The organism is Reichenbachiella agariperforans (assembly GCF_900142205.1).
GTDB lineage: Bacteria > Bacteroidota > Bacteroidia > Cytophagales > Cyclobacteriaceae > Reichenbachiella > Reichenbachiella agariperforans.
This window is the reverse complement of record NZ_FRAA01000001.1, coordinates 1446073-1468978: the sequence shown is the minus strand read 5'-3', so window position 1 is coordinate 1468978 and position 22906 is coordinate 1446073. Positions and strand designations below refer to the sequence as shown.

11 protein-coding genes and 1 pseudogene are annotated in these 22906 nt (G+C 46.7%); all 12 read left to right on the top strand.

Annotation, left to right across the window (positions count from 1 at the left end; all coding sequences use genetic code 11):
* The first annotated feature begins 9 nt into the window (after positions 1-9).
* The 12 genes and pseudogenes from BUB99_RS05710 to BUB99_RS05660 all read left to right on the top strand — a co-directional run bounded on the left by BUB99_RS05710 (position 10) and on the right by BUB99_RS05660 (position 22841).
* Positions 10-777 (top strand): DUF6250 domain-containing protein, encoded by a 768-nt coding sequence (locus tag BUB99_RS05710; protein WP_073120261.1) that lies wholly within the window; start codon positions 10-12, stop codon positions 775-777.
* A 21-nt stretch (positions 778-798) separates the two neighbouring features.
* Positions 799-3444, top strand: coding sequence for a TIM-barrel domain-containing protein (locus BUB99_RS05705; protein WP_073120260.1), 2646 nt, complete (start codon positions 799-801; stop codon positions 3442-3444).
* 12 nt (positions 3445-3456) lie between these two features.
* The gene (locus BUB99_RS05700) at positions 3457-6471 is read left to right on the top strand and encodes a galactose-binding domain-containing protein (protein WP_084190370.1); all 3015 of its coding nucleotides are present in this window, start codon (positions 3457-3459) and stop codon (positions 6469-6471) included.
* Positions 6472-6478: 7 nt separating this feature from the next.
* Positions 6479-8017 (top strand): sulfatase-like hydrolase/transferase, encoded by a 1539-nt coding sequence (locus BUB99_RS05695; RefSeq protein ID WP_221407488.1) that lies wholly within the window; start codon positions 6479-6481, stop codon positions 8015-8017.
* Positions 8018-8029: 12 nt separating this feature from the next.
* Positions 8030-11524, top strand: a complete 3495-nt coding sequence (locus BUB99_RS05690; RefSeq protein WP_073120256.1) for an alginate lyase family protein — start codon at positions 8030-8032, stop codon at positions 11522-11524.
* A 32-nt stretch (positions 11525-11556) separates the two neighbouring features.
* Positions 11557-15042 carry a COG1470 family protein gene (locus BUB99_RS05685; RefSeq protein ID WP_139280905.1) on the top strand — a complete coding sequence of 1162 codons (3486 nt, stop codon included), beginning with the start codon at positions 11557-11559 and terminating at the stop codon, positions 15040-15042.
* Positions 15043-15081: 39 nt separating this feature from the next.
* Entirely contained in the window at positions 15082-16602 is a 1521-nt protein-coding gene (locus tag BUB99_RS05680; RefSeq protein ID WP_170863740.1) for a glycosyl hydrolase family 28 protein, read from the top strand.
* 19 nt (positions 16603-16621) lie between these two features.
* Positions 16622-17770, top strand: a pseudogene (locus BUB99_RS20205) (GH116 family glycosyl-hydrolase); the annotation flags it as partial.
* A gap of 261 nt (positions 17771-18031) precedes the next feature.
* Positions 18032-19267 (top strand): GH116 family glycosyl hydrolase, encoded by a 1236-nt coding sequence (locus BUB99_RS05675; protein ID WP_317041707.1) that lies wholly within the window; start codon positions 18032-18034, stop codon positions 19265-19267.
* Positions 19268-19293: 26 nt separating this feature from the next.
* Positions 19294-19839 carry an RbsD/FucU domain-containing protein gene (locus BUB99_RS05670; RefSeq protein WP_084190368.1) on the top strand — a complete coding sequence of 182 codons (546 nt, stop codon included), beginning with the start codon at positions 19294-19296 and terminating at the stop codon, positions 19837-19839.
* A gap of 8 nt (positions 19840-19847) precedes the next feature.
* A complete protein-coding gene (locus tag BUB99_RS05665) occupies positions 19848-21236 on the top strand; it encodes a hypothetical protein (protein ID WP_073120251.1) in 1389 nt (462 codons plus the stop codon).
* A 291-nt stretch (positions 21237-21527) separates the two neighbouring features.
* Entirely contained in the window at positions 21528-22841 is a 1314-nt protein-coding gene (locus BUB99_RS05660) for a family 43 glycosylhydrolase (protein WP_073120250.1), read from the top strand.
* Positions 22842-22906 lie beyond the last annotated feature (65 nt).

Below are 22906 nucleotides of genomic sequence, written 5' to 3'. Positions count from 1 at the left end.
AAACGAGAGATGAACAGATTGATAAACTATACTATTTTTCTTTTCCTGATTGGAATTGTTTGGTCTTGTCAAACCACTGGTGATTCAGTATTGCAATTAACCGACGACCTGACAGTAAAGGCCGAACTGATACATAGTGATGATTTTACAGATGGGATCGACAACTGGAAAGTGGAGCAAATGCCAGACGGCAGTGTCTATCACAAAGACGGAAAACTAGAGATCAATGACTGGAGAGGCTGCACTGCATGGTTCAAAGAAAAACTAGAAGGCCCCATCATGATCGAATATGAGGCGGTGGTCTTGCAAGACACCACCAAGAGTCAGGAAGAAGACGGTATTTTCGATAGAGCTTCGGATCTTAACTGTTTCTGGATGGCTACCGATAGCGAAAACCCTGACGACCTATTTGCTAAATCTGATTTTCGTACGGGTCGCTTCCCCAACTACGATACACTTAGCCTGTATTATGTAGGTATGGGTGGCCATTTCAATACCAAAACCCGGTTTAGAAGATATACCGGCAATGGAGAAAAACCGCTGCTGCCAGCGCATGATTTGTCGGATGCAGTTTACCTCATCAAGCCCAATACGGTGAAGAAGATCCGTCTCGTTGCATTCGATGATGTGATCCAATACTATCGAAATGATACCTTGATATATGACTATAGAGATCCGAGACCTTATACCGAAGGGCATTTTGGCTTGCGTACTGTGCACAACCACATGACTTTGGACAATTTCAAAGTGTACCGGCTCACCAAAATAGAAGATTGACGATAGCTAGTAAAAAATCACATGAAGACTAAAATTACTCAACTGAACTATCATGGCCAGACGCTTTTGGGCCTGCTATTGATTCTGGCTTTAAATGCTTGTGATTCAAAGTTTATCCATGAAGTGATCAAAGAAGACAAGGGGCTTACCATCAAACATGATAGTCTCGAACTAAAGATCGAAATAGTAGACGAGGCGATTGTCCATGTGACGAAGCAAATGCCTGGAGCAGCTGTTTCTAATGTTCCGGATTATGTGACGGTACTGGAATCTCAGGACATAAAATGGACCATCGAAGAAACCAAAGACCAATTGACGATCACTACCGATCAGATCAAAGTGTTGGTCAACAGTGATGGTACGATCCAGTATGGGGACAAAAACGGCAAGCCATTGCTGTCCGAAACCAATGACAGGACTTATCTCAATCCTACAGCTGAAGGCAATGTGCTGTCGCAGGCTTTTGTAGCAGGAGAGGAAGCTTTGTACGGGTTGGGGCAGTTTCAGAGCGGCATCATGAACTGGAAAAATGTACCGATCCGACTCCAGCAATACAACCAAGAGATTGCGATTCCTTTTTTGGTCTCAACCAAAGGCTACGGCATCTACTGGAACAACTACAGCCTGACGGATTTCAACGAACCGCAAAATGAAATTGAGTTTACTAGCCTAGAAAAAGCGCAAATCGTCGAGCCGGTACAAGAAGAACCAACTACCGGAGAAAAGGAAAACGTAGCAGCCTATGCTACATCGGAGGCTGAAGAAAAGAACATCAGAAGTACCACTTTCACTCCGGATCAAACGGGAGAGTACACCTTTTTAGCACTGAGCGACAACAACGGTCGTATGCGTGGCGAAATCCAAGTGACCATCGATGGCGATGAGGTGATCAACTATTCTACGATTTGGATGCCGAGGAGGTATTCTGGCAAAAAGTACCTCGAAGCAGGCAGGACCTACGAAGTGGTATTCCAAAACACAGGAGCTAAGATGCCCGGACGTGTGTTTTACAACAAGCCGGATTTCAACAAAACAGTTTTTAGCAGTCAGGCTGGTGATGCCATCGACTACTACTTCGTAGCGGGAGATAATCCGGCAGAGGCCATTGCACTTAATCATAAACTGACAGGTAGTACACCGATGTTTGCCAAAGGTGCCTATGGCTTTTGGCAGTGCCGAGAGCGCTATCACGATCAGACCGAAATCCTCGAAAACGCCCGAGAGATGCGTGAAAGAAAAATACCGGTAGACTACATCGTGCAGGACTGGTTTTATTGGCCGAAAGGTACGAAAGGACCAGAGTGGGATAGAAACAAATACCCTGACGCCAAGGCCATGGTAGATGAACTCAAGGATTTGAACATGAAACTGATGGTTTCTGTATGGCCTGAGGTGAAAAATGAGGCTTTGGAAGAAAAGTACGATCTGACGAAAATCCCAAGTAGCAATTATGTAGATATCTATGATCAGGGCGTTTCAGATCGTTTTTATCGGATGCTAAGTGATTCGATGTTTCATTTGGGAGTCAATTCGATCTGGTTGGATGGCACTGAGCCAGAGGGCGTCAAAGACAGCAAGGCCATGACAGCCGTAGGGCCATTTGAGCAAGTACATAATACGTATTCACTGGAAGTAACCCGAGCCATGTATGAAGGCAGAAGGAAGGAATTTCCCAATGAACGGGTGTTTAACCTGACTCGCTCGGCCTATGCTGGACAGCAGCGCTATGGGGCAACTTCCTGGTCGGGCGATACGGAGGCTTCCTGGGAGCAGTTCGAAGAACAGATTGCTGCTGGACTCAATTTTACGATGGCGGGTGTACCGTACTGGACGCATGACATTGGTGGTTTCTTTCGCGATGCTAAATCCATCAATCCGTATTTTGACGATCAATACACCAATCCCGAGTTTATCGAGTTGCTCACCCGTTGGTTTCAGTTTGGTGCCTTCAGCCCGATTTTTCGCATCCATGGCTATGTGTCAGAGACGGAGATTTGGCGCTACAACGAAGCTTTCGAAAGTACAGCGCGTAGGTTCATCGATTTGCGCTACCAACTCATGCCCTACATCTATTCGCAGGCATGGCGCGTGACGCAGGAAGGTCGCGAGCTCATGAGTCCATTGGCCTATCACTATCCAGAGGACAAAAAGACTTGGGAGATTAAAGACCAGTTTTTCTTTGGCGAGTCGATCATGGTGGGGCTAGTGACCGAGTACGAGCAGCGTGAAAAAGACATTTATTTACCAGCCGGTGATTGGTACAACTACTGGACAGGAGAGAAACTATCTGGAGACCAAACCGTGACTGTAGACGCGCCACTGGATCAGACACCGCTTTTCGTGAAAGCTGGATCGATCATACCGTTCGGCCCGAAAGTACAATACGCCACGCAAGAGACAGATGAGCCGCTCACGATCAAAATCTATCCAGGTGAGGATGCCGAGTATGTGCTGTACCTAGACGACAATGAAAGCTACGACTATGAGCAGGGAGAGTATTCAGAGCTTGTGTTTGCGTACGACCAGGCCGATCAGAGTCTGACCATCGAAAATGGAAACGGAGACTACATCGATTTTGAACAAAACCCAATGGACATGATGGTAGAAGTGGTCGGAGACGGAGACTTGAAAAAAATACAATACAAGGGAAGAAAAGTAGAATTATAAACGATAATCAGCATGAGAAGATTACAACTATTATTACTAGCCGCGTTGCTTTGGAGCAGTACGGGTTTGATGGCGCAAACGACGGTCAATTCATTGACCGAACTGCAACCATATCTCGAGCAGGACGATGTTCATGTGAAATTGGCACCTGGTGATTATACGGTGACAGGGGCCGATGTAGCCAATGGTGTGATTGGCAAACGCTGGACTGGTAGCCAGTATCTGGGGAGTACTTTCAATGTATTCCTTTTCGAAGGGAACAATAGTACCTATGACTTTACCGGAGTTACGATTTACATCAAGACAGAAACAGCGCAGTCTGTTGGAAGTATTGATTTTTATGAATTTCGTGTCTTAGGAAGCAACAACACGATAAAAAATGTAACCGTGGTGGATGATGGAGATGTAGATGATAAACCTACTAGCAGAGCTACTAGTGTGGTTTTGGATGGGGCAAACAATAAGCTGGTAGGTTGTCACTTTACGGTGAAAGGTTCTTACCCTTATGGTTATGGGGATATTTTTGGGAAGGGCGGAGGTCCTGTCATCTCTCATAACAAACGCAGCGCATGCTTGGTCCGTGGAAAATCTAATCTGGTTAAGGACTGTACATTTATTTGTCGATCTTATGGTCACGGAATCTTTTTTCAGGGAGCTGTTGATCCTAGGGTAGATGGATGTTATGTAGAAGGTGAGTTGCGCTCTACGGACGAAGTGCTCGCCGAAGAGGGTACAGGCTCACCTGCAGACAATGTTGATTTTGAAACAGTCTGGGGGTTTAATTTAAAAGACATTACGGGCAATTATTACTTCAGTCTACAGGAAGACGGTATACGCTCATACAATGCAGGAGAGACCATCGTAGATGGCATAGAGTACGAAAGAGGAGTAACTGGAGCCACCGTCACCAACAGTACTGTAGTGAAAATGAGGTCTGGTGTTACTATCGGGTGGGCATCAGGATACAAGTATGTTGAAAACTGTACGACCCTGGCTTGTGAGATAGGGTACTGGGTCGGAGCGAATACCGACGTGGTGAATTCTCGTGGAGATGCTTCTATTGGATCTTTACTTTCTGAGGATGTGAGCCGTAGCAATTCCAATATCGAATTGTCACTGATGGATGATTATGTGACTCCTGTGGATGGCGAGGTTACAGCCATTTATTACGCGGGTTCGGGACACAATGTGGTGCTATATGACGAAACGACCTATTTGCACGACCATGTAGAAGTTGTAGTTGGAGGCGAAAGGTTGGCTCACAGATTCTTGTCTGGTAGTACAGCTCCTCCCATTAATTTCACAGCAACTGATATCGATTTCAATAACCTGACTAATTACCCGATGTATTTGGGGCCTAATAGTGCCCGTGTGACAGGTCAGTCTTGTGGTGCCATTACCGATGACGGCACAAACAACGATGTGTCGGATGTCGACTGTGCTACGGCATGTGTCTACGAAGAGGGTGTGGCCTTCCCTACTTATGCCACTTCAGGGATCAATTATGAGATATATGAGGGAGATTTCGATGCGATACCAGATTTGGAAACGATGACTCCTGCTAAGTCAGGTATGGTCGCAGATATGGACATCTCCGCTACGGATACCTTAAGCCAATTTGTGGTGGCATTTGACGGTACACTCGAAGTATCTGCTGATGGTCGTTACACTTTTTATGTATCATCCGATGATCCAACAAGCCTGATCGTAGATGGCAAAGAAGTAGTGAGCTACGATGGCGCTTCAGGTCTACTTGAGTCATCTGGGGAGATCTGTTTGGCTGAGGGCTTTCATTCATTAGAAGTCGTTCGAGTCGAAAAAAATAGTGATCAGAGCTTTTCCGTTTCTTACGAATCAGACGATGTAGCAAAGACCACGGCCTTGGATGTATTTGGTAATGATTTTGCTTCCATCGATAATCTGGCCTATCTGGCTAATGCAACACAACCTTCTACCTCAGATGGAGGGTTGGCTATAAGGGCGGTCGATGGCAATACTGATGGGGCGTTCGCTTCCAATTCGGTGACGCACACTTACGAAGAAACGAATGCTTGGTGGCAAGTCGAACTGAGAGACACTTATCCTATCGGAGAAATAAACGTCTACAATCGTACAGATTGCTGTTCGGATCGCTTAGGTGCTTTTACGATCAGCGTGTTGAACGAGCAGGGGCAGACTCTATTTTGTCAGTATATCGAGCCACTCACCGAGCCATCTGTCACAGTAGATGCCGAAGGTGTACTGGGTCGAATAATCAGGATAGAAAAAACTGAGGTGGGGATCTTAGCGCTAGCCGAAGTGGAGGTGTACGAAGGTACTGAGGTTACACACGGTGGTGAATTTCAATTGCGCAAGAGAGATTCTGACCTATATGCCATTGATGGTGGCGCACAAGAAACCGAAGCGGGACATTCTGTGGCCATGCTTAAGTTCAGCAATCATGAGAATATGACCTGGACAGAGCTAGACCGACAAGAAGGATACTATTCTTATCAAAAATACGGAAGCGAATTGTGCTTGGCTGGCAATGATCAGGACGATCTCGTGCTGGCAACATGTGATGAAAGTGCAGAAACCCAACAATGGTTCAAAATCGGAGGAGGAGAGGGACACTATCGTCTACAACTGAAAGGAACAGAACTGGTGATCGATGGAGGGAGTGGCAGATTTGATGGAGCCAATATCTACCTTGAAGCGCTGGACTATACTAGCGAAGCGCAGCAATGGAAGTTTGAAGCCGCAGACGTGGATAATCTTGAAACAGACGATGAAGTTCTTTCCACTTCTGCATCTCGACAAGTGAGTATTTATCCCAATCAGGTGGTAGATGTTCTCAATGTTCAGTTTCCTGCTGCTGTCTATTCACAATTTTGGATCCATGATCTGAATGGTCGTGTGGTGCGTCAGGGGCAGATTGCAGATCAAGCACAGCAACTTTCAGTGGATTTTAGAGCGATGGATGAGGGGATGTATATCCTTATGCTGAAAGGACCTAATGCCTCGGATTCTTTCAAGATTATAAGGTGATAGACTGTTGATAAAGCCGGCATACATATTCGCACTTACGGTGTTGCTGCTGGGTGCTTGTACTTCTCCTGCCACTGTGGTAGAGGAGACGAGCACTCAGCCCAATATCATTTTTCTGATGACGGACGATCAGCGCTGGGACAATCTGGGTTGCTACGGCCGTCCAGAGTTCAACACGCCCAATATCGACAAGCTGTCATCCGATGGAGTGACTTTTGACAATGCCTATTATGCCGTGGCAGTATGCATGCCCAGCAGGGTCACGATGCTGACAGGCCGCTACAACTCCAATCACAACGTGGGCTTTGTGGCTCCTAACGATTACACGTTATCACAAGCGGATTTTACCAAAAGCTATCCTGCACTGTTGAAAACAGCAGGCTATCGCACGGGCTTTGTAGGCAAAGTCGGCTTCACTGTAACCAACGAAGCAACCCGCCCGAGTACGCCCAAGGAGCATCACTATCGGGAGCAGATGGGTGGGGTGTTTGATTATTTTGCTGGGAGTGAGACCTACGATCACAAGGGCCTAGTCATCTGGCCGGAAGAAGACTCAGTGCTGTCAGGGATATATAGTGAAGGGCGCAAAAACTCTGGAAGGACTTTGCGCACGGGTGAAGCCATGCTTCGTTTTTTAGATACCCAGCCCGCTGATCAACCATTTTGTCTGTCGGTAAATTTTTATGCCGTGAAGCACGACAGAGATCGCGATGTGTATTGGCCGCATTTTGAGCCATACAAGGATCATGAGTTTGCCGTGCCTGACAATTGGGTAGAAGGTGACAATGAAGCTTTGCCCGAGGTAGTCAGGGAGAATGCCAGGGGGGTATATCTGCACCGCCAGCGTTCGTCTACGCCCGAAATGTATCAGCGGCTCGTGCGTCGATTTGCCGCCCAAGGCTATTCGGTAGATGAGCAGGTAGGACTTTTGATGCAGAAGCTAGAAGAAATGGGGATCCTGGACAATACGATAATCATTTACACTAGTGACAATGGTCGCTTTCAAGGTTCGCATGGCTTGTTTGATAAGTGCCTCTTGTATGAAGAATCGGTGAAAGCTCCCTTTATAGTGTACGACGGTAGAAAACCAAAAGCGCAACAACAGCGGAGAGAAAATGCACTGATTTCTTCCGTAGATGTAGCACCCACTATTGTGTCACTTGCAGGGCTGGAGCTACCAGCTAGTATGCAAGGCCGAGATATCAGTGGTATTTTGGATCAATCACAAGACATGACACAGTGGCGCGATGCAGTGCTGATGGAGGATCTTTTTTTAGTAGACATGTTCAAAGAACGCTACAAGGAAAATGTAGATGAAATCAACCAAAAGTTGATCGATGAGAACAAATCCTACCGTAGCAGAGGCATCCGAATGGACCGCTGGAAGTATATTGTTTTTTATGAGCACAGGCCTCAAATCGAAGAGCTATATGATTTAGCACAAGACCCATCAGAACAAAACAATCTGGCAGATAGCCCAGAGCATCAGGAGATTTTAAAGGAATTAAGAAAACGAACAGAAGAGCTTTATCAGCAAGCCATCTAAGGCATCACAATTATGAAACTAAATCAAACTGCATTACTAATTTTTGTTTTTCTCATCTCTATAGGGGCAAGGGCACAGCCTATCGCGCATATAGGGTCTTCGGATTTTTCGGGTTGGTCAGGCATAGAAAAAGTCAAAGGCAATGAAGCCATGGTAAGTAGCGGAAAACGCATTGATTTTAGCTATCCAGATGGCGAAAACACGGACCAAGGATTTAGAGATTTTTATAGTGGTGCGGATTGGAGTATCTATCAGGGGCTATCGTTCGATATATATCAGAAGAAAGAATCGAATGCGGAAATAGAGCTGACCTTTGAGGTAGACGAGAAAAATACCAGAAAATTACAAGCCAAAAGCAGTACCGTCATTCAGCTCTATGGCTCGGGTTGGCAAAAAGTCTATGTACCGTGGCAATTGTTCGACTTGGCAGAAGGCCAAAGAGGTACGCTGCAAGGCGTGAAGGATTTTTCCATCAAACTTACTTCTACCGAGAATCAAAGCTTGAAAATCAAGGATATAGTATTGACCAAAGGAGAGCGTATTTATTTGGATGCATCCATTCGAGGTAAATCTGCGAAGGCAGGGGATGCTGTACAGTACGCTGTAGAAATCGGCAACACTACCAATGAGGTGCAAAAGGTCCAACTGACTTTCCCAAGAGTAGGATGGGAGGCGATGCAGGCTAGTGTGAACCCATCGGTGGTAAGCCTGAATCCGATGGAGATAAAGACAATCGAAGTATCGGTACAGCTGCCAGCAACTCTCCCAGCGGGCGTGCGAGAGCAGCAACGATTGGAGGCCATAGCCAATGGTGACGGCAGTGCTTTAGCGACAATGGAATTTACCACGGCAGTCACGGTACCGTCGCCTTTCATGGTTCACACCGCAGACAATTGGCAGAAAGTGCGCGATAAAATTGAAAACTATAGCTGGGCCCAGGCTGAGCTTGAGATGTATGAAGAGAAAGCCAGTAAATGGGATGTACCCGATATCGCTGATAAAATACCTTCAATGAATGCGCAAAAGGGCAAATACCTTTTTCATAGCAATGAAGGAGGAAAATTGATGGATTGTGCGATTGCTTATCAACTGACGGGCAAAGAAGAATATGCCCAAAAATGTGTGGACTTTCTCCGCAAACTGATAGACCCAGAAACGGGATACCCCACTACGTTGCGTGTCAACCAAAACAATTTTGTGAAGGAAGGCGGGATATTTCAAGATATCGCGCGTACCTACGACATGATTAGAACATCAGGTCTATTGACCGAGCAAGATCATAAGCTGATCGAAAACACTTTCAGGTTGTACATCGAAACGGCACAGTTGGGTAATGATGATGGAGGAGTCAACAACTGGGACCTGAGTGAGCTGGCAGGGGCTTTTTATTGTGCCTTGGCTATTCAGGATTGGACCTTGGTAGATTGGACACTTCACTCGCCTTCAGGTATTTTGAGACAGTTCTCTCAAGGCATCATGAGCGATGGCTGGTGGTACGAATGCGCGGTGGGTTACAATCTATGGTGCGCCACTATGTTTTCGGAAATAGGTATCGCACTGAGACCTTGGGGCATCAATTTTATAGATGCAGAGGTACCCATCGGTACCACACCCTATTATTCGCTATTACCAGAAAGAATGCAGCCAGGTTTGTACGGTATGAATTTCGACAAATGGGGGACTATGCACCAAAACAGTGTTTCGATCAAAGACATGTGGGATGCATTGGTGCCTTTCCTTGATTACCGCGGGGTGATGTTTGCCGTGAATGATGCGCAAGAAAGCCGTGTGACGGGAGAGCCTTACGAGTTGGCTTATTATCTGTACAAAGATCCAGAATATGCCGCAGTACTTAATAAAAACGAAAAGAGAAATCTGCTGTACGGTGTGCCTGAATTGCCTCAAGTTACTTCCGTGAAAAATACGCAATCTGCCTATGCCGACAACATGGGAGTGGTTCAATTGCGCTCACAAGCTGATGGACGCGCACAGAGAGATCAGATTCAGGCGGTACTTCATTATGGCACTCATGGCGGGTATCACGGTCATTTTGATAGAACTAGCTTCCTGAGCATGATGCGCTATGGTCGCAGTTTCTTCAATCCCGAAATGATTTGGTACGGGTACGGCAGCTACAACTATAAATTTTTGGTGCAAACCTCGATGACCAAAAACATGGTGGTAGTAGATCAGAAAATGCAGGAACCCAAAGAAAGCTTCAGAACGCTCTTTCACACGGGCGATATGATGCAAGCCACTGCCGTGGAGACCAGAGCCAGATGGAGCAATCCTCCCTACGGAGGTATTGTGTATAGCTACAAAGAGGGGATGACTTTTGCAGAAAAAACATGGGAAGAAGGCCGCTCAATCGATGTGCCAGAAAATGCTCCGGAATACGGCAAGATCAATGATTTTACGGAGCCCGTTACCCAACGTCGCGTGATGGTAATGATGGACGATTATGTGGTTCTAGCGGATTATCTAGCGTCCGATCAAGCGCACACTTTTGATTGGTTGTTTCAGATGAAAGGTTTTCAAGAGATCAGCGCACCAAAAAAAGAATTCCTTCGCCACGACAATCAGTTCAGTACAGACCCATTGGGAGCAGCCCAGTTTTTTACAGACGTCAATTGGTACCAAACTGAAGGAACAGCGCGCAGCAGCTTTGAGATGTGTTTTGGCGAAGGGTGTGACAACAAAGGTACTCGAGCACCAAACAGCGAAGATGGCCCATTGAAAATCGATGTGTTCAACGCTTGGCCTTTGGAAAATGAAGTAGCCATAGCCACCGTTCCCGAATCGCATGGCGTCAATAAGCAACTGTGGTACACGGTAGAAGCAGATGGTGAAACCCTGCTAAACGATAGTACAGGAGCGTGGATTTTAGGAGGCAAAGAGATCGACATCCAGCTGCAAGGAAAAAAGGGGTTGGTACTCAGTACCCAATTACAAGGTCGAGTTAAAAACAATACGGTCTTTTGGGGAAATGCCCGGTTGGTGAAGGCCGATGGGTCAGAAGTGCTACTATCATCGCTCGATCTAGATTATCAAAACATCCTACAGCCGGATTCTCCTGGTTTAGATTATTACGGCGGTCCTATTAAAATATCGGGGGAATTGATGGAAAGCTCCATACCAGGGATGCCTGAAAATAGCCACGAAAATGCAAGTATAAGTCTCGGTTTATCTGGAATGGACGTAGTGGCTTTCAAAGCCAAAATAGGTGGAGATTTTCCACTCGGAGACGAAACACCAAGAAGAAAAACCTTGGCCGTAAGATCCGAAGGTAAAGAAGCAAGATATCTATCGGTGATTGAGCCTTTCGAAAGTGAGTCTATGATAAAATCTGTACGTGCCAAAAGTGAAAAAGAATTAGAAGTAGTATTAAAAGATGGTAGGGTTCAGCGGATCCTTATCGAAAACTTAGAAGGAGAGGGTACGGATATTAAAGTGTCGACTCAGGAATATATTAACGGTGAATTGGTAAGAGAAGAAAGTTCGAAATGATACAAAAATTAGGAGACAAAACACATTTATTGATGAAAACGAGCGTTCTGCTTTTTCTATTACTCTTGTCGGGTATAGAGATACATGCGCAACCAACCGATCCGGTAGGCGCCAGAGATTTTTCGGATTGGACAGGAGTATCGAAGGTTAAAAAAGGGGCAGCGTGGCTCGCTGCTGGAGACACTATCACCTACACTTATTCTGATCAAAACCGGATCTATTTTCCTGGAATCAAAAGACCGTTTCTGGGAGATGCTGCCGATTGGACATCTTATAGTGGGCTAGAATTCGATCTTTATCTCAAGAAGGAAAGCAGAGCACAAGTCACAGCTATATTCAAAGTAGATTCGCTCGACTATGGAGACCTCAATCCCGTAAGTACAGCTCAAGTAGAACTGGTAGGTCAAGGCTGGCACAAAGTGTACATCCCTTGGGATATGTTCGATGTAGATGCTGGTCAAAGATGGGCCACACTTTTTGCGGTCAAGCATGTATTGTTATCGGTAGGTGCTGGGGATAATTCGGAGTATCAGATTAAAAACGTTCAAGTCACTAAGGGATATACCACCTACCTCGAGGCAGGTATTCAGGGCAAGTCTGTCGATGCGGGTGCTCAGGTTCAGTACGAATTCGAAGTAGGCAATACTATCGATCGTCCACAGGGTATCCAGATGCGTATAGAGGCCATGGGGTGGGAGTCGATGCAGGCGAGTATCGAGCCATCGGAACTACAGCTAGCGCCGGGTGAAGTGAAGAAATGTATCCTTACGGTAGATGTTCCAGATCATTTGCCACAAGGCATCCGCGAAACGCAAGTCATCAAAGCTATTGCCAATGGAGAGGGAGAGGCTACCTTGACATTCAAAACCGCGGTGAGTGTGCCATTCCCAAATGCTGTCTTTACAGCTCAAGGATGGGAAGAGGTTAGGCAAAAAGCGGAAAAATACGATTGGGCCAAAGAAGGTTTAGAAGAGTACATACGTAAAGCCGAAAAATGGGAGGCACCTACTGGAGCTGATTTGTCCGATACAAATGACAGACCGCTTGGGGTTTCCGTTTTTAACACAAGTGCCTATGGTGCGCTCGATTGCGGTATCGCTTATCAGTTGACTGGCAATGAAGCCTACGTGACCAAATGCTTGAAACTCTTGCGCCGTTTGATCGATCCACAAACTGGATATCCTGCTACTCTAGTGGGTGGAAGCAATTCTTTTGTAGGTGAAGGCAAATTTTGGCAGTCGGTAGCCCGAATGTATGACATGATCAGGACGAGTCCTCAAGTAACAGAGGAAGACAAGCGCCTTACAGCAGAAACTTTCAGACTTTTCGCTACTCAAACCCTGAAAGGCAACACCAAAGGGGCTATTAGCAACTGGAATGTGGCCGAGCTCACGGCAGCTATGTACTGTGCTTTGAATCTACAAGATTGGCATCTGATCGATCAGCTACTGACCAACCCTACAGGGATATACAAGCACTTGGAGCATGGCATCATGAGCGACGGCTGGTGGTACGAATGCGCCGTTGGATACAATACCTGGGTGGCGACCGAGTTTTCGGAAATAGCATTGGCACTAGAGCCCTGGGGTATCAATTTCAAAGATAGAACCTTCCCGATTGGTACCACCGAACACTTCTCCCTGCTCTCTAGTCGACGCGAAAGCGGCATCATGGGCATGGAGTTCGAAAAGTGGGGGAAGATCGAAAAAAACCATGTTGGGATCAAGGATATGTGGGATGCTGCACTTCCTTTTGCTGATTTTCGCGGGGTGCTACTAGCAGTCAACGATGCGGTAGAAGGCAAGCTCTCTGGTAAGTCTTACGAGTTGGCTTACTACCTCTATGGGGATCCTGAATATGCAGCGGTGATCAACCGAGGGGATAAAAGAGACCTGCTCTATGGCTTGCCCAATTTACCAGATGTGAGTTCTGAGAAAATGAGCGTTTCGGCCTATGCTGACAACATGGGGATTGTGCAATTGCGTTCCCAAACCGAAGACCGAGAGCAATCCGAGCAAATCCAGGCCGCACTGCACTACGGTTCGCATGGGGGCTATCACGGCCACTTCGACCGGACCAATCTGGTGCATATGAGTCGCTACGGTCGCAGTTTTTATGGCACTTTGATGTACTGGTATGGCTATGGTAGCTACCTCTACAAGTTTTGGAAGCAGGTATCACTCAACAAAAACATGGTGGTTGTGGATCAAAAAATGCAACAGCCTGTCAAGAACGCAAGATTGCTCTTTCACTCTGGAGAAATGATGCAGGCGACCGCTTTAGAAACGAATTCTAAATGGAGCTATGCACCCTATGGAGGAATTCATTACAACAGTGATCAGACTTTTGCCGAGAAAGTATGGGAGGAGGGTAGGTCGATCCCCGTGCCAGATGATGCACCAGCTTATTCTGAAGTGACTGGTTTTACTGAGCCAGTTATGCAGCGTAGAGCGATGGTCGTAATGGACGATTATATCCTACTGGCCGATTATCTCAAAGGCGAAGAGGATCACGAGTTTGATTGGATGTTTCAAGCCAAGGGTTTTAGAGCTATCGAGGCAGATCAGGTGGAGCTGGTCAGGCATACCAATCAGATGAATACGGATCCATTAGGTAGTGGACAATTCATCACGGACTGCAATTGGTACGAGGTAGAGGGCGTCTCCCGTACCAAGTTCGAAATGTGCTGGGGCGAAGGTTGTGACAATGAAGGCGTGCGCCTGCCACATAGCCTAGACGGCCCACTCCAAATCGACGTGATCAAGGCCTGGCCTCCCAAAGCAGAAATCATGATCGGTACGTCTACGGAAGGTTTTTATGTCAATAAACAACTGTGGTATACAGTCAGTGCCGATGGTCAGGAGCTACTCAGTGATAGCACGGGAGCATGGATACTGGGCAGCAAGGAGGTATCGCTGGATGTATCTGGAAGCAAACAATTGATCCTGACTACCAAGACACCAGGTCAGATCCGCAACAACACCATTTTCTGGGGAGATGCCAAGCTGGTAATGCGAGATGGTACTGAAGTATTCCTTTCATCTCTACCTGCACAATACGAAAATGTACTGCGTCCAGCTAGTGAGGGTAAGGATTACTATGGGGGACCGATCAAAATAGCAGGTGAGCCGATGGATAATTCCATTTCTGCACAGGCTGAAAATAACAAGGAAGCAGCGGTCATCACTTTGGACTTGAGTGGAATGGAAGTTGAACGATTTGAGGCAAAAATTGGAGGAGACTTTCCTCTGGGTGATGAAAGCGCAAGGTTGAAATCCATGGCAGTAAGAACGATGGGCACTCAAACCAGATACCTCACGATTATAGAACCGTATGAAAGCGAATCGATGATCGAATCGGTAGAGGCCAAAAATGAAAACGAACTCACTGTGACGCTGACTGATGGTCGCGTGCAGAAATTGCTTATCTCTGATATGGAATCCGAAGAAGGAGAAATAAAAGTAAGCGTCGAAGAATGGAAGGATGGAAAAATGATCAGAGCAGAAAGTACGAATTAGAAAATGACAACTGTGAAGGAATCTTTAATGAAAACAAACATGAAACTATTCGCTGGTAGAAGGAAAAGAACATTGAGCATGATGATGCTAGTCGGGTGGATAGTAGGGGGCACTGCTTGTCAGCAGCAGGAGACTAAAGTTAAGGTCTACGCAGCTCCAGAGGGTATCGAGTTGTCCGCAGCCTATCAGGTGACTGTGGAGGGGCAGGAATTAGCGATTTTCAAAACCAAAGTCGCCACCAAAGACCCCGTTCCACGTCTCAATCATTCAAGGAGCAGGTTTGGGTTTGCCTCCTTTGGTTCTTTCGACATGGGCGCTGAAGCAGTACAGGTGACAGTTACCTATCCCAAACCTGTTGATTCAGTAAAAATATTGCCTAGCTCTTTTGGGATCGAACCGACTATAGCAGGTAATACGGTCAGCTTTGAGGTGGCTCAACCTCAACATTTGACGATCGAGTTCAATGGTGACTGGCATGAGTCCCTGCACATTTTTGCCAATCCTATGGAGCAAAACGTACCAAGTTCGGACGACCCCAATGTGATCTATTATGGCCCGGGCGTACATGAGGTAACCCACGTCGAGGTAAAGGATGGCCAGACCGTCTATCTGGCTGGAGGGGCATACTTGCGCGCCGTGGTAGATCCTGACGAAGCAAAAATGGAGAAGGTAATCGGTCAGAATCAGACACCACCTACTTTCTTTTTGGAGGGCACGAATATGACCATTCGTGGGCGGGGGATCATCGATCAGTCGGCTATTCCTAAGAAGAAACGACGCTATACCATTTTTGCGCAGCACTCCGATCAGGTGAGCATCGAGGGCGTGACCATCGTCGACCCTAGCCACTGGACGATCCCTCTACAGGCATCGGACAATCTGCATGTCGACAATGTCAAGATCATCGGCTGGAGAGGCAACTCCGACGGGGTGGATATCTCCAACAGCCGTACCGCGCTGGTCGAAAATTGCTTCATGCGCACCTTGGATGATGCCGTAGTGGTCAAGTCTTTTCCCGGCAAGGGAGAGGTCAGAGACATACATACCCGAAAGATCGTAGTATGGAACGAGCTGGCGCATGCCCTGAGCATAGGCGCGGAGATCCATGAAAATGTAAGCAATATCCTCTTCGAAGACTGTGACGTGATCCATGATGTAGGGCGCGAGACTGCCTTGCGCATTTACCATTGCGATGATGCTTTGATCAGCGATGTTACCTTTCAAAACATCCGCGTGGAGGAAGCCCGCAGGCTGATCTCAGGCTGGATCGGCAAGACGCGCTGGACGGAGAGCGAGGAGCGCGGCAATGTGCGCAATGTGTTGTTCAAAGACATCGTGGCGACTTCCGCACCGATAGACACGACCCTCACGGGATTTCAGGACGGGACGGACTGGAAGCCCTACATCATCCGTGACCATGCCAGTATGCAGCTCATCGGTTTTGACGAAGAGCATACCATCGAAGGGGTGGTTTTCGACAATGTGGTGCTGGATGGAAAAAAGGTGACGGCTGATCAGGTCAAGATCAATGAGTTTGTGAAAGATGTGAATTTCGAATAGGTAATAAAGGAAAGAAACCATGCAAAGGAAATTGGGGGTGTACATTTTGAGTCTTCTGGCGGTTGTACAGATACAGGCACAGGCTGTGAAAGACACCGAAGGGAAGACTCACAAAGTGATCCAAGAAGTGGTGCGAATGCCTGCCGAAGATTGGCCAGTATTGACTAGCTACGATCAATACCATATCGCCAGAATTGCGATGCCCATTGGTGGTATAGGGACGGGTACGGTATCGCTGGGAGGTCGGGGAGATTTGAGAGATTGGGCGATTATGAACACTGGAGCCAATGGTTATATACCTACCAGTGAGCACCGTGGATACATAGGGCCATTTTTTGCGTTATTCACCCAGACAGCCGATGGCCAGCGTGCCACTCGTGCGCTCGAAGGACCCCTGGACGTGTCTTTATACGAAGGCCCTTTTGGGAGCAATACACCCAACCATGGTTTTCCTCGTTTCGATTCTTGCACTTTCAAGGCGGCCTATCCCTTTGGACAGGTGTTGCTTTCGGACAGCGATATGCCTCTGGATGTGAGAATAAAGGCATTTAATCCCTACATCCCTGGAGATGCTGATGCCAGCGGAATACCCATAGCGGTGCTCACTTATGAGTTGAATAATCCCTCGGATCAAGCCGTGAAGGCTTCTGTTTCAGGCAACATACCCAATTTTATAGGTATGGACGGGTCGGATCAGGAAATGAAAGGGAGAGGCTTTTGGACTGCTACTGGCGCAAAAGATAATAAAAACGATTTCCGCAAGGACAACGGGGTACAGGGAATATACATGCGCTCAGAGGGCGTGGACCAAGGCGATGATGCCTGGGGAACGATGGCCTTGACTACCTCAGTAGACGAAAAGATCACCTATCGGACCTCTTGGAGCAAAGACGAGTAGAGCAATGCTCGACTGGACTACTGGGATGATTTTAGTGCCGATGGACAGCTCGAAGGCCGCTCACCCAATGAGGATGATAGGCCTATGGGCTCGCTGGCAGTGGAGGTCACCGTGCCTGCCAATAGCAGTAGAGAGGTTACTTTTTACCTCACCTGGCACTTTCCTAACCGTATGAGTTGGTCTCCACTAGACGATGGTATAGACAATAGGTTGACGAATTATTATGCAACCCAGTATGCTGATGCCTGGGACGTGGCTGAAAAAGTGATCCCTCAAATCCCCGAACTTGAAGGGAAGTCTTTGCAATTCGTCAATTCCTTTGTGAATAGTGATTTGCCAGATGTGGTCAAAGAAGCCGCCCTGTACAACAGCAGTACGCTTCGGACCCAGACCTGTTTTAGAACAGCAGACGGCAAATTTTTTGGATGGGAAGGCACGAGTAATGTAGGCGGGATTTGTCATGGATCTTGTACCCATGTTTGGAATTACGAGCAGGCTACAGCGTTCTTGTTTAGCGGACTGTCTCGTTCAATGCGAGAAGTCGAGTATGGACACGCCACCGATGATTTGGGTATGTTGAATTTCCGAGTGGGATTGCCATTGGAGCGAGCCACTTACTTTGATCGCACGGCAGCAGATGGTCAAATGGGCAGCATCATGCGTATGTACCGGGATTGGCAGTTGAGTGGAGACGATGAACTATTGCTCAAACTCTGGCCCAATGTGAAAAAGGCCATGGAATACTGCTGGATAGAAGGAGGCTGGGATGCCGACAAAGATGGCGTGATGGACGGCTGCCAGCACAATACGATGGATGTGCAGTATTTTGGACCGAACCCGCAAATGGGCATTTGGTATCTGGGGGCACTGCGAGCATCGGAAGAAATGGCCAGATACACAGGAGATGTCAAATTTGCCAAAACCTGTCGTAAACTATTTGAAAAAGGCAGCAAATGGATCGATGAGAACTTGTTCAATGGCGAATACTATATCCATTTGATAGAAGCACCAGAAAGTATAGATGACATAGCACCATCGCTCCTCAAGGGGTTAGAATCCAAGGATCTTGGCAATCCGGATTACCAGCTAGGCGAAGGATGTCTGGTGGATCAACTGGTAGGGCAATATCTCGCACACATATGTGGACTCGGCTACCTTACCGATGAGCAAAACGTAAAGACCACCTTGCAGAGCATCATGAAATACAACTATCGAGACGATAGCAATTCGGATTTCAACAGCATGCGTTCCTTTGTGCTAGGAGATGAAAAATCCCTCGTGATGGCCAGCTATCCGGGCGATCGACCGAAACACCCCTTCCCCTATTTCACAGAAGCCATGACAGGATTTGAATACACTGCGGCTGTAGGGATGCTATACGAAGGGCAAACCGAAGATGGACTTTTGAATATCAAAAATATCAGGGATCGCTATGATGGTCTGAAACGAAACCCATTCAATGAGGCAGAATGCGGACATAATTATGCCCGCGCCATGGCAAGTTGGGGGGCAGTGGTCGCATTATCAGGGTTTCAATATTCTGCTGTGGATCAGTCGATGGCTTTTGCCCCTTTCGAAGGAAGTATGTTTTGGTCCAATGGCAGTGCGTGGGGCGTATGTACACAGTCCGATTCTACAGTAGAGCTGTCAGTGGCTCATGGATCGTTGTTATTGAGCTCTTTCTCTTTGACTGATGCGACCCAATTGACATTCGAAAAGCCACTAAAAATTCAGGCGGGCGAAAAGGCAGTTTTAGATATCAGATAAACAATACAACGGATTTTAGAAAGCTGATGAATAGAGAAAGAAAGAAAATTGGTCTGATGCTGGCCTTGATAATCATCACTTTTTGTGGATGTCAAAACGATTGGAAATCAGCATTTGATACTCAGCTTGCTGAGTTGGGCCATCGCAATTGGATTGTGGTTGCCGATTCGGCTTATCCTTCACAAAATTCGAAAGGGATCACCACGCTGGTAACAGGGGAAAGCCAAACAGAAATTTTGACCTACCTATTGCAGCAAATTGAATTAAGTCCTCATGTAAGGCCAAAAATTATGTTCGATCAAGAGCTGGCTTTTGTGACCGACCAAGATGCACCTGGAGTAGGGAGCTACAAAGAGGATTTAAATAGGATATTGGGTAGCAGTGAAGTTGCTGAGATGTCACACGAACAGATTATTGAGCAATTGGATCGTGCGTCGGAGATGTATAAGGTATTGATTCTCAAAACCAATATGACCATCCCCTATACCTCCGTTTTTATCAATCTGGATTGTGACTATTGGAGTGAGGACAAAGAAAAGCAATTGCGAAGTGTCATGGGCAAAGCAGAATAACGAAAGATATGAAAAGAAAAATAGGTTACTGGATCATTGGATTACTGTTGAGCCACAGCGCAATACAGGCAGCAGAAATAAAGGTCCATTCCATCACTGAATTAGCCAAATATGCAGCTCAGGATGGAAATATCGTCAGTATGCAGCCTGGCGTGTATCAAATGAAGGATTACCTGACCGAGAAAGTGGTGAAGAAAACGAAACCGGATGGTGTAGGCAGATATGCTATGATCGATTTTAGTGGTAGTGACAATACTTTTGATTTGACAGGAGTAACTATAGAAGTGGATACCGAACTCTTGAGCATTTTTAAGGCTCGAGTCATCGAATTATATGTGAGAGGAAACAACGTTCATATCAAAGGGCTTACAGTCACAGATATTGGCAATCACCCTACATTCAAAGGAGGTCATTCCATGACTGTAGCAGGAGACAATGTGAAGATAGAAAAAGTCACGCTCAATATCAGTGGTTCGTCACCTTATGGCTATGGCGATTTGTTGGGCAAAGGTGGAGGAGCACTCGTTCGTTTACAAAAGCATAGCGGGATGTGTATCGAAGGACTCAACGACAGCATAGTAGATAGTTCTATTTATTCGAAAGCCTTTGGTCACTGCTTTTTTGTGCAGGGCGGTCGAAATGTCTATTTCGAAAATTGCTACGCTGAAGGTGTGACCCGAACGACCGATGCGATGCTCGCCGAAACTTCGGGATTGGCGTATGACAATAGCTTTGCATCCGTATACACTAATTACAGCGGAGAGAAGTTGATCCCAAGAGGCTACACCAAGTCACTTAACGAATGTGGCTTTCGAATGTACGGAAAAGGTGGAGTAAAAGGGATCAAAACTGGAGCCGTGACAGCAGTCAACTGCAAGGCAAAAAACACACGCATCGGTTTTGCTTTTGGGAAGATCACAGACGATGTGTTGATCAAAGATAGTGAAACCATAGGGTGTGAAGTGGGTTACAATGTAGGGGGAGTCACGGTTCAAAATAGCCGTGGTGATGTTGCTCATGGTCCTTTGTTGTACGTGTATGGAGATCAACCATCCCATGTGGAGATGTTTCTTCTACCCACTGAATCTCAGACTACCGTACATGCTCTAGCACTCATCTCTGGCAATGACCATCAGGTAACTCTAAGCAAATGGAGAAATATGACAAGAGGACAATCGCACCCCATCAGAATCGGCACCACACGACCACCTGCCAACAATGGTTTTAGCCCTTTGGGCTCAGCATCAACCTCAAGGGTGGCACTTCATAACTCTACAGGTATGCCTGTGGAGCTCAATTCAGAAGCTAGCCGCAATAGGGTCGTTACTAACGGAGAGGTGGCCGATCTTGGGACAGATAATCATATAGAAGCTTCGTTGCTCGTGTTGGATGAATGATGAGCTCATAGTTAAATAGAGAATGGAGGTTTACTTTCTTTCCTATGTTATGAAATAAGCAGCATCAAGGCATTAGAGGCTGTTTTGGATCATATATATAGCTATTTGAACCATAAGTTATGCTCTTGGTTTGCATTCATGTCTAGTTTTAAATTTCATAATGACAGGTGATGCAGGACTTCCATAAAAATGGTTTTTATATGACTGATTTTGTAGGGTGGTATTGCTGTTGCCGAGTGAAAATATAGCATGATACGTAGGAGTACTTTTTTATTAATAGCCATGATTTCAATGGGGATAGCTCAAGCACAAAACCCCATATTCACACACTTGTATACCGCCGACCCATCGCCTCATGTATGGCCTGAGGATGAGCGCCTGTGGGTTTATACCACACGCGACGAGCCCGGGTCCAACAACCACTATGGCATGACCGACTACCATGCCTTCTCCACTACAGATATGGTCAACTGGACAGATCATGGACGTATCCTGCATTTAGACAATGTCGATTGGGCCGAGAGTCACGCCTGGGCAATGGACGCTGCTTATTATAGAGGCCAATACTATATCATCTACTGTATGAAAGAAGCCGGAATTGGGTTGTTCCGTACTGGGGTGGCGCGAAGTGATGTGCCTGAGGGGCCATTCACCGATCTGGGCTATGTCAAGGGGGTAGAGTTTGGTCAGGATCCGGCCATCTTTATCGACGAAGGGACACCTTACTTGTTTTGGGGGCATGACCGAAAATGTTTCGCAGCGGAGCTGAACGAGGATTTGATGTCTATCAAACCAGAGACCTATGTGGAGTTGACCTCACAATTGACACATGTATTCGAAGGGCCTTGGGTGCACAAGCGTCAAGACAAATACTATCTGACCTATCCAGGCCTGACTCCACGCAGATGGCCTGAGAAGATGTTTTATGCAGTGGCCGATCAGCCGTTGGGTCCTTATGATTATAAGGGAGTATTCATCGATGATTTCGAAGGGCAAAGTGGTACCAATCATGGAGGCACTGTTACCTACAAAGGGAAAGACATCATGTTTTATCACAGTGCCTGGTTGTCTGGGGGATTGAGCGAAACTCGTTCGGTGATGGCTGACTATCTGGAGTACGACAAGAAAGGAAACATCATCCCGATAGTCCCTTCCAAAGAAGGTTTGGGCAAAGCCAAGCGCACCAAAACGACCATACACCTGGAGGCGGAGAATGGTTTTGCTGCTGGCGGAGAACTCTACAATGTCTTTGTATATACCTGGATCAAAGGCTACAGTGGCAAGGGCTATGTGACCAACTTCGACAACCCCTACGATCACGTGACCATGCTGGCGCAAGTGGCCAAACCGGCCAAGTACCGTTTCAAAGTGAGGTACGCTTCGCCTGATGGTGAATCCAACCACGACATCCTGATCAATAGTCACCAGTACCGGGAGTTTAAGTTTCCCCAATCCACGGCGTTCACCACGATCGATTTTGGTATCGTAGAGCTCAAAGCAGGTGACAATCAGGTGAGAATATTCAAACGAAACTGGAAACCCTCCGAAGGGCAGCTGGCCATCGACTACATCGAGTTGGAGCAGGTGTTTGAGGACGAGCAATGATAAAACCCCAAGCCTCTAAGTAGAATGGCTATAGAGGCTGATTTTGAATTAGAATAAAGCAGATA

Coding starts and splice junctions, on each gene's coding strand:
- BUB99_RS05710 (WP_073120261.1), top strand. CDS start 10: ATGAACAGATTGATAAACTATACTATTTTTCTTTTCCTGATTGGAATT.
- BUB99_RS05705 (WP_073120260.1), top strand. CDS start 799: ATGAAGACTAAAATTACTCAACTGAACTATCATGGCCAGACGCTTTTG.
- BUB99_RS05700 (WP_084190370.1), top strand. CDS start 3,457: ATGAGAAGATTACAACTATTATTACTAGCCGCGTTGCTTTGGAGCAGT.
- BUB99_RS05690 (WP_073120256.1), top strand. CDS start 8,030: ATGAAACTAAATCAAACTGCATTACTAATTTTTGTTTTTCTCATCTCT.
- BUB99_RS05685 (WP_139280905.1), top strand. CDS start 11,557: ATGAAAACGAGCGTTCTGCTTTTTCTATTACTCTTGTCGGGTATAGAG.
- BUB99_RS05680 (WP_170863740.1), top strand. CDS start 15,082: ATGAAACTATTCGCTGGTAGAAGGAAAAGAACATTGAGCATGATGATG.
- BUB99_RS05675 (WP_317041707.1), top strand. CDS start 18,032: ATGCGAGAAGTCGAGTATGGACACGCCACCGATGATTTGGGTATGTTG.
- BUB99_RS05670 (WP_084190368.1), top strand. CDS start 19,294: ATGAATAGAGAAAGAAAGAAAATTGGTCTGATGCTGGCCTTGATAATC.
- BUB99_RS05665 (WP_073120251.1), top strand. CDS start 19,848: ATGAAAAGAAAAATAGGTTACTGGATCATTGGATTACTGTTGAGCCAC.
- BUB99_RS05660 (WP_073120250.1), top strand. CDS start 21,528: ATGGGGATAGCTCAAGCACAAAACCCCATATTCACACACTTGTATACC.